This is a genomic window from Roseicella aerolata, assembly GCF_020523605.1.
Lineage (GTDB): Bacteria > Pseudomonadota > Alphaproteobacteria > Acetobacterales > Acetobacteraceae > Paracraurococcus > Paracraurococcus aerolatus.
Map to the genome: position 1 here is coordinate 1 of NZ_JAJAQI010000106.1, position 5765 is coordinate 5765.

The window sequence follows — 5765 nt, forward strand, 5'->3', positions numbered from 1 at the left end:
AGCATCCCGTCCATGGCTCCCGCCCATCCCGGAAGCCAGCCTGAACCCCTCCTCAGAGGGGTCCCTTTTGGACGCCGATCACCCCTCCAAGGGGGTCCCTATTCCACGCCGAATCACAGGCCGGCGCATCGCCGCCGCGCGGCCGGTCACATGTGCCCGGTCTGGCCGGTAGCGCGGAAGCTGCGGAAGCTGTTAGTCTGGTGGCAGAGGTAGCACTGCTCGATCCGCGCCGGCCGCCGGGTGGCGACCCGCTGGGCCGTGCCCAGGAAGTGCTCGGCGGAGTGGCTGGGCGGCGGCTGGTGGCACTGCGCGCAGTCGGTCGAGCGCGGCGAGGGATGCCGCCAGCCCGCCACGGACCAGTTGGCCGTGCTGTGGCAGGACTGGCAGGTGGCGCCGAAGCGGCCCTGGTGCGGGTCCTCGGCGGCGTGGCAGGTGGCGCAGGCGAGGCGTCCGGCCTCCTCCGCGCGCAGCGGCGCGCCGGGTCGCCCGAGCGTGGCGCCCGCCTCGTCGAGCAGGCGCTCCAGTGCCGCGAGCGCGCCGCGCCCGGCCGGGTCCGGCGCGCGGGCCGCTCCGGCCGCCACGAGCGCGCCGTGGTCCATGCGGATCGGCCGGTCGCCGCCCCGGTGCTCGACGTGGCAGCTCGCGCAGTCGCCGATGTCCGCGTGGAAGGCGGTGTCCGGCTTGGCCAGCAACTCCGGCGCGAAGGCGTGGCAGGTGAGGCAGGTCGCGGCCTCGACCCCGCGGTCGGGCGCGTGGCAGCTCTCGCACCGTGCCCCAAGGAAGGCATGGGCGGCTGAGAGCGGCCCCGGGGTCACCGCCGTGCGCCAAGCCGGGAGTGCCGGCGAGCCGGAGCGGTACATCGCCAGCGGCACCAGCACGGCCGCGGTCGCGCCGACCGCCCCCAGCGTCAGGTAGATCGCGGTGGTGACCTTCATCGCAGCCACCGCAGGCCGAAGTAGATGCCGTTCCAGATGTGCAGCGCGAGGAGGGGATACAGCACCAGCGCCGCCGCGATGTGCAGCACCGTCCAGCGGGACAGGGCCCGCTTGACCGCCTCGCGCCGGCCGATCGCGTGCTCGAGGTCGGCGACGGCGCCGACCAGGCGCAGGACCGGAGTGCCGGAAACCGTTACACCGTCGCCGGACACCAGGAGGGCGAGGGCCCGGAGGCCCGGCCCTGGGGAAACGATCGCCGCGCCGCCGTGATGGGCGGCGGCCTCGGCGGCGATCTGGTCGAAGCGGGCCCGGAGTACCCCGAGCCTTTCCCGCTGCTCGCGCAGGTCGGTGCCGAGCTGGGCCAGGTGGTAGCGGCCGACGAAGCCGCTCAGCACGACGGTCAGCATGGCCACGACCAGCGCGATGCCGAGCGGGCTCCGGTAGGCGTGGCCGCTGTGCAGGATCCCGAGCAGTGCGCCGACCACGCCGGCGTAGACGTGGAAGGAGAGCAGCGCGCGCAAGGAGACGTATTTCGACACGCGCACGCGGACCCAGGTGCTGCGCTTGACGAGGGAGTAGATCAGCAGCAGCACGAACAGGCTGGCGCCGGCGATGCCGAGCAGGCCGCCCGCCAGGCTGCCCGGGAAGCGCGGCGCCTCGTGCAGCAGGAAGCCGGGCGCCACCAGAACCAGGACGCTGATCAGCGCGCCGACGGTCAGCCTCTCGGTCTCGCTCACCTCACGCCTCCACCTCGAGATTGCCGGTGGACTTCGCCTGGCAGGCCAGGATGATGCCGCGCGCCTTCTCCTCGGGGGGAAGCCCCTCCTCGACCTCCATCGTCACCTCGCCCTTCAGCAGCGGCACCTTGCAGGTGCCGCAGATCCCGACCCGGCAGGAGTAGTCGATCTCCACCCCGATCGCCTCGGCCGCCTCCAGCACGCTCTGGTCCGGTGCCAGTGGCCCGGTCTTGCCTGACTTGGTGAAATTGACCTCGGCCGTGGCAATCCGCGGAACGGCGGCGGCCGGCGCTGCGGCCGGAGCAGCCGCAGCCGCCGTGGCAGGGACGGGCGCTAGGGCGGGGGCCGGCAAGGGCGCGGGGGTCCCCGCCGCGACGCCCCGGGCCGGGCCGAACGCCTCCGTCTTGACCCGCTCCGGCGGCACCCCGAGTTCGGCCAGCGCCGCCTTCACCGCCGCCATCATCGGCGGCGGGCCGCAGAGGTGGACCCGCCGCCGGGCGATCTCGGGCACGGCCCGCGCGATGAACTCCTTCGAGACGTGCCCCTGGTACCCCATCCAGGCGGTCCCCTCGGCGCTCCCGACCGTCACCGCGACATGCAGGTTGGCGTACCGCTTCTGCAGGTGCTCGAGCTCCTCGCGGAAGACGAGGTCCTGTGGCGTGCGCGCCCCGTGGAGGAAGAAGATGTCGCCTGGGAAGGAGAGGTCGGTCAGGTAGCGGGTGACGCTCATCATCGGGGTGATGCCGACGCCGCCCGAAATCAGGACGATGCTGTCGGCCTCGGCGCCCGTGAAGGTGAACACGCCCGAGGGCGCCGAGACCTCGAGGGTGCTGCCGACCGCCACCTTGTCGTGCAGGTGGCGCGAGATCAGCCCCTGCGCCTCGCGCTTGACCGTGACCTCGACGTAGCTTCGCCGGGTCGGCGCGGAGGCGATGGTGTAGGAGCGCCGGGCGCGCTCGCCGTCGATCTCGGCCGAGAAGGTCAGGAACTGGCCCGGCATGAAGGTGAAGGGGATGTCCCCACCCTCCGGGTTCATCAGGCGGAAGGTCTTGACGTCCGGGGTCTCGGGGAAGATCGCGGCGACGCGCAGCGTGCCCGACCACGGCCGCTTCGCCGCGGCGGTCGCTGCAGCAGGCGACGGCGCAGGTCCGGCGGCCGGTGTGGGAGCGGTGGCTGGGGGTGGGGCCGGGGCGGTGGGTGCCTCGGGCGTCGGGGCGCCGCCGGCGGCGGGCGGTGCTTTGGACGGTGCCGGGCCGGGCGGGCCCGCGGTGGCGGGCGCCGGAGCAGGCGCGGCCCTGGCGGAGGCGGTCGCGAGGCGTTGGACCAGGCCGCCGACCCGCCGCATCCGGACGAACTGGATCAGCAGGGTCCCGACCAGGAAGGCGACCAGGAACCCCATCGTCGTCAGGTGGAACCAGGACAGGCCCCATGGGCCGCCGCCGCCGTCCATCGCCATCGGCGCCGCCGCGGCGGCCGGCAGCCCGAGCTGGCCGCGGTACCAGCCGAGCGCGGCCTGGGCCGGCGCCTGTCCCCCGCCCAGGGCGAGGTGGGTGGACAGGCCGCTACGGTACAGGTTCAGCCCCTCGGCCATCCGTTCGCCGGCCTCCCGCATGCCCTGCGGATCGCCGGCCTGGAGCGCGCGTGTGGCCTGGTCAAGGCCGGCCGTGAGCAGTGGCAGGCCGGAGGTCATGCGCCGGTGGGCCTCGCGCAGCGCTGCCTCGCGCGCGGCCGGGTCGGCGGGCGGGGCGGCCATCAGCGAGGGATAGGTCTGCGGCGGCACGCCGCCGCCGTGCATCCCCATCTCGCCGCCCATGCCGCCCATCTGGGCGACCGCGGGCGGCGTAGTGCCCCCGAGCAGCACGGCCGCCGCGACGAGCGCGGCGGCCGCGAGCTGGCGCCAATGGCGGCGCGGCGCGGCCCGCCCGGTCAATCAGAACGACTCCAGGAACGGCACCACCAGCTCCGCGGCGGTGCGCTTCTGCGCCTCGTCCAGCATGCCGTAGAGGTGATCGAAGGTGGTGCGCGCCGCGCGCAGTCCCTCCAGCCGCGCCGCGAGGTGGCGCTCATAGGCCGCGAGGCGCTCGGCCGGCGTGTGGTTGGCGTGCCCGGCCACCTGGAGGACATCGCGCGCCTCAACCAGGTGCTGGCGTGCCGTGCGCAGGCTCTGGGCGAACTGCTCCCAGGCGGGCGCCTGCTGATCGGTGATGCGCAGCTCGGCGCGGAGAAAGGCCAGCCGGCCCTCGACCCGGTCGAGCGGCGCGTGCGGGCCGGCGCGCATCATCATGCGCGACATGTCGTCCATCGGCATGCCGGCGCCGCCCATGCCCGGCATACCCATGCCCATGCCGCCCTGCATCGGCTGCCCCTGCATTTCCCCCCGGCCCATGTCGTCCATGCGCATGCCGCCGCCCGGCATACCCCTCATGCCCATGCCGCCCGGCTGTCCGGGCTGCGGGGAGGGCTGGGCGGCACCCGGCTGCGGGGCGCCGCCGCCGGGCTGGCCCATGCCGGGCATCCCGCCCATCCCAGCGCCACCCGCGCCGCCCTGCGCCGGCTGGCCCTGCATGCCCCCCATGCCCATGCCCATGCCGCCCGAGCCCTGCTGCTGCATCGGCATCTGCATCATGTCATGCATCGCCAGGCGCAGCGGCGCCTCGGCTGCGCGCGGGGCGCCCGGCTGGCCGAGCGCGAGCAGCAGCGCGGCCGCCGCGCCGAGCGCCGCGGGCCGGCTCCCGGGGAGCGTCGTCAAACGGATCGCGGTCATTCCCTTTTCCTCCTCAGCTTGCCGCATTCCACGCCGGACCGGCCGCCGCGTCCTTGATCCGTGTCAAGCGATACGGCCAGGCCGAACCGAGGTTGCGGGATGTGTGGGCCGCCGACCGTCCATCTTCGCTGGGGAGCCGGGACGACAAGGACCGCCCGCCAGACGCGCCCGGCGTCGCGGCGGGACGTCCAGCCCGCCCCCCGATGAGCGGCTTCCGGGCCTTGGCCCTCGGCGCGCCGCGTCGGGGATCCCACCTCAAGGCGGCCGCCCGCGTGCCGCACCGAGGGCTTCCTGCCGCGCGCGGATCTCCGCTGGCCAGGTGCTCTTGATGAAGCGAAGCACGGCGCGGATCTCGCCGTCGCCGAGGACCTCGCCGAAGCCCGGCATGTCGCTGGCGTACCCAGGCACGAGCGCCGTGGGGCCGCGCTTCGTCAGCTCGAAGAGCTGCGCGTCCGGGTGGTGCCAGGTGTGCCCCGAGGCGTCGTGCGGCGGCGCCGGCAGGCGCCCGTCCGGCCGGCGCTGGCGCCAGTTCGGCTGCCCCTCCAGCGCGGCGCCGTGGCAGGAGGCGCAGTGCTGCGCGTAGAGCTCCCGGCCGCGCGCCAGAACCGCCGCGTCCGCCCCCCCGGCGGGCGGGTCCTCGCCGCCTCCGGCCGCCAGCAGCACGGCGCCCCCAAGGCCCGCCGCCAGCGCCACCACCGCGGCGGCGACCAGGAGCATCCGACGGCCGCGGCCGGTCACCGCACCGTCGCTGCGCCGGAATGCGAGATCCGGATCAGGCCTGCCACGTCGCTCCTCCATCGGTCCGGGCCGGCGCACCGCCCGAGGCCTCGCGGTACGGCGCGTGCGCTGCGCGGTCAACGGCGAAGGGGCCGGAGAACGCCGCCTCTCCGTGACATAGTGTGTCCCGGCGCCAGGATTGAGCCAGGTCAACCCTCCGCCGGGCCGCCTGCCCCAGGATACCGCGTCATCGCGGGGACAGGGGCACGGGGATGGACGGATCAACGGGATCGCGGCAGGTCGCAGTGGGGGGCACGGAGCTCGCCCCACCCGAGCAGCGCGGAGACCGGGACCCCACGCGCCTCCGCGGCGCGGCTGCTGCGCCCGCCGGCCCGGGCGGCCCCGCCGCCGGCCCGGTGTCGCCCTGGGCCGACCTGCTCGAGTACCAGCGCGACCTGTGGGAGCGGTCGATCCTCTTCTGGGACACGCTGCGCCAGCGCGCGGACGACATGCTGGAGCACGAGCGGCTGGGGCTGCCGCCGCTCCTCGACTTCCGCACGGAGACGGTGGTGGACGCGCGCACTTTCCCCCGCCCGGCCAACTACGCCCTGC

At 75.0% G+C, this 5765-nt stretch carries 6 protein-coding genes; 1 reads left to right on the forward strand and 5 read right to left on the reverse strand.

All coding sequences use genetic code 11. From position 1 onward, the window contains the following. Window positions 1-146 precede the first annotated feature (146 nt). The 5 genes from LHA35_RS27635 to LHA35_RS27660 form a co-directional block, all read right to left on the reverse strand. Window positions 147-935: a cytochrome c3 family protein gene (locus LHA35_RS27635; protein ID WP_226614428.1), complete on the reverse strand. Its 789-nt coding sequence runs from the start codon at window positions 933-935 to the stop codon at window positions 147-149. Next, window positions 932-1672, reverse strand: coding sequence for a hypothetical protein (locus tag LHA35_RS27640; protein ID WP_226614429.1), 741 nt, complete (start codon window positions 1670-1672; stop codon window positions 932-934). The genes LHA35_RS27635 and LHA35_RS27640 overlap by 4 nt, the downstream gene beginning before the upstream one ends. A 1-nt stretch (window position 1673) precedes the next feature. Then, window positions 1674-3602, reverse strand: coding sequence for a 2Fe-2S iron-sulfur cluster-binding protein (locus tag LHA35_RS28900; protein ID WP_274708231.1), 1929 nt, complete (start codon window positions 3600-3602; stop codon window positions 1674-1676). Then, entirely contained in the window at window positions 3603-4436 is an 834-nt protein-coding gene (locus LHA35_RS27655; RefSeq protein ID WP_226614432.1) for a Spy/CpxP family protein refolding chaperone, read from the reverse strand. Between the two features lie 255 nt (window positions 4437-4691). After that, window positions 4692-5174: a c-type cytochrome gene (locus tag LHA35_RS27660; protein ID WP_226614437.1), complete on the reverse strand. Its 483-nt coding sequence runs from the start codon at window positions 5172-5174 to the stop codon at window positions 4692-4694. A gap of 395 nt (window positions 5175-5569) precedes the next feature. Between LHA35_RS27660 and LHA35_RS27665 the strand changes: the two genes are divergently transcribed. Then, window positions 5570-5765 (forward strand): DUF3141 domain-containing protein (locus tag LHA35_RS27665; protein WP_226614442.1); only part of this gene is annotated, 196 nt, incomplete at its 3' end.

Bases quoted from the DNA above. Each gene is read 5' to 3' on its own strand.
- LHA35_RS27635 (WP_226614428.1), bottom strand. From the start codon at position 935: ATGAAGGTCACCACCGCGATCTACCTGACGCTGGGGGCGGTCGGCGCG.
- LHA35_RS27655 (WP_226614432.1), bottom strand. From the start codon at position 4,436: ATGACCGCGATCCGTTTGACGACGCTCCCCGGGAGCCGGCCCGCGGCG.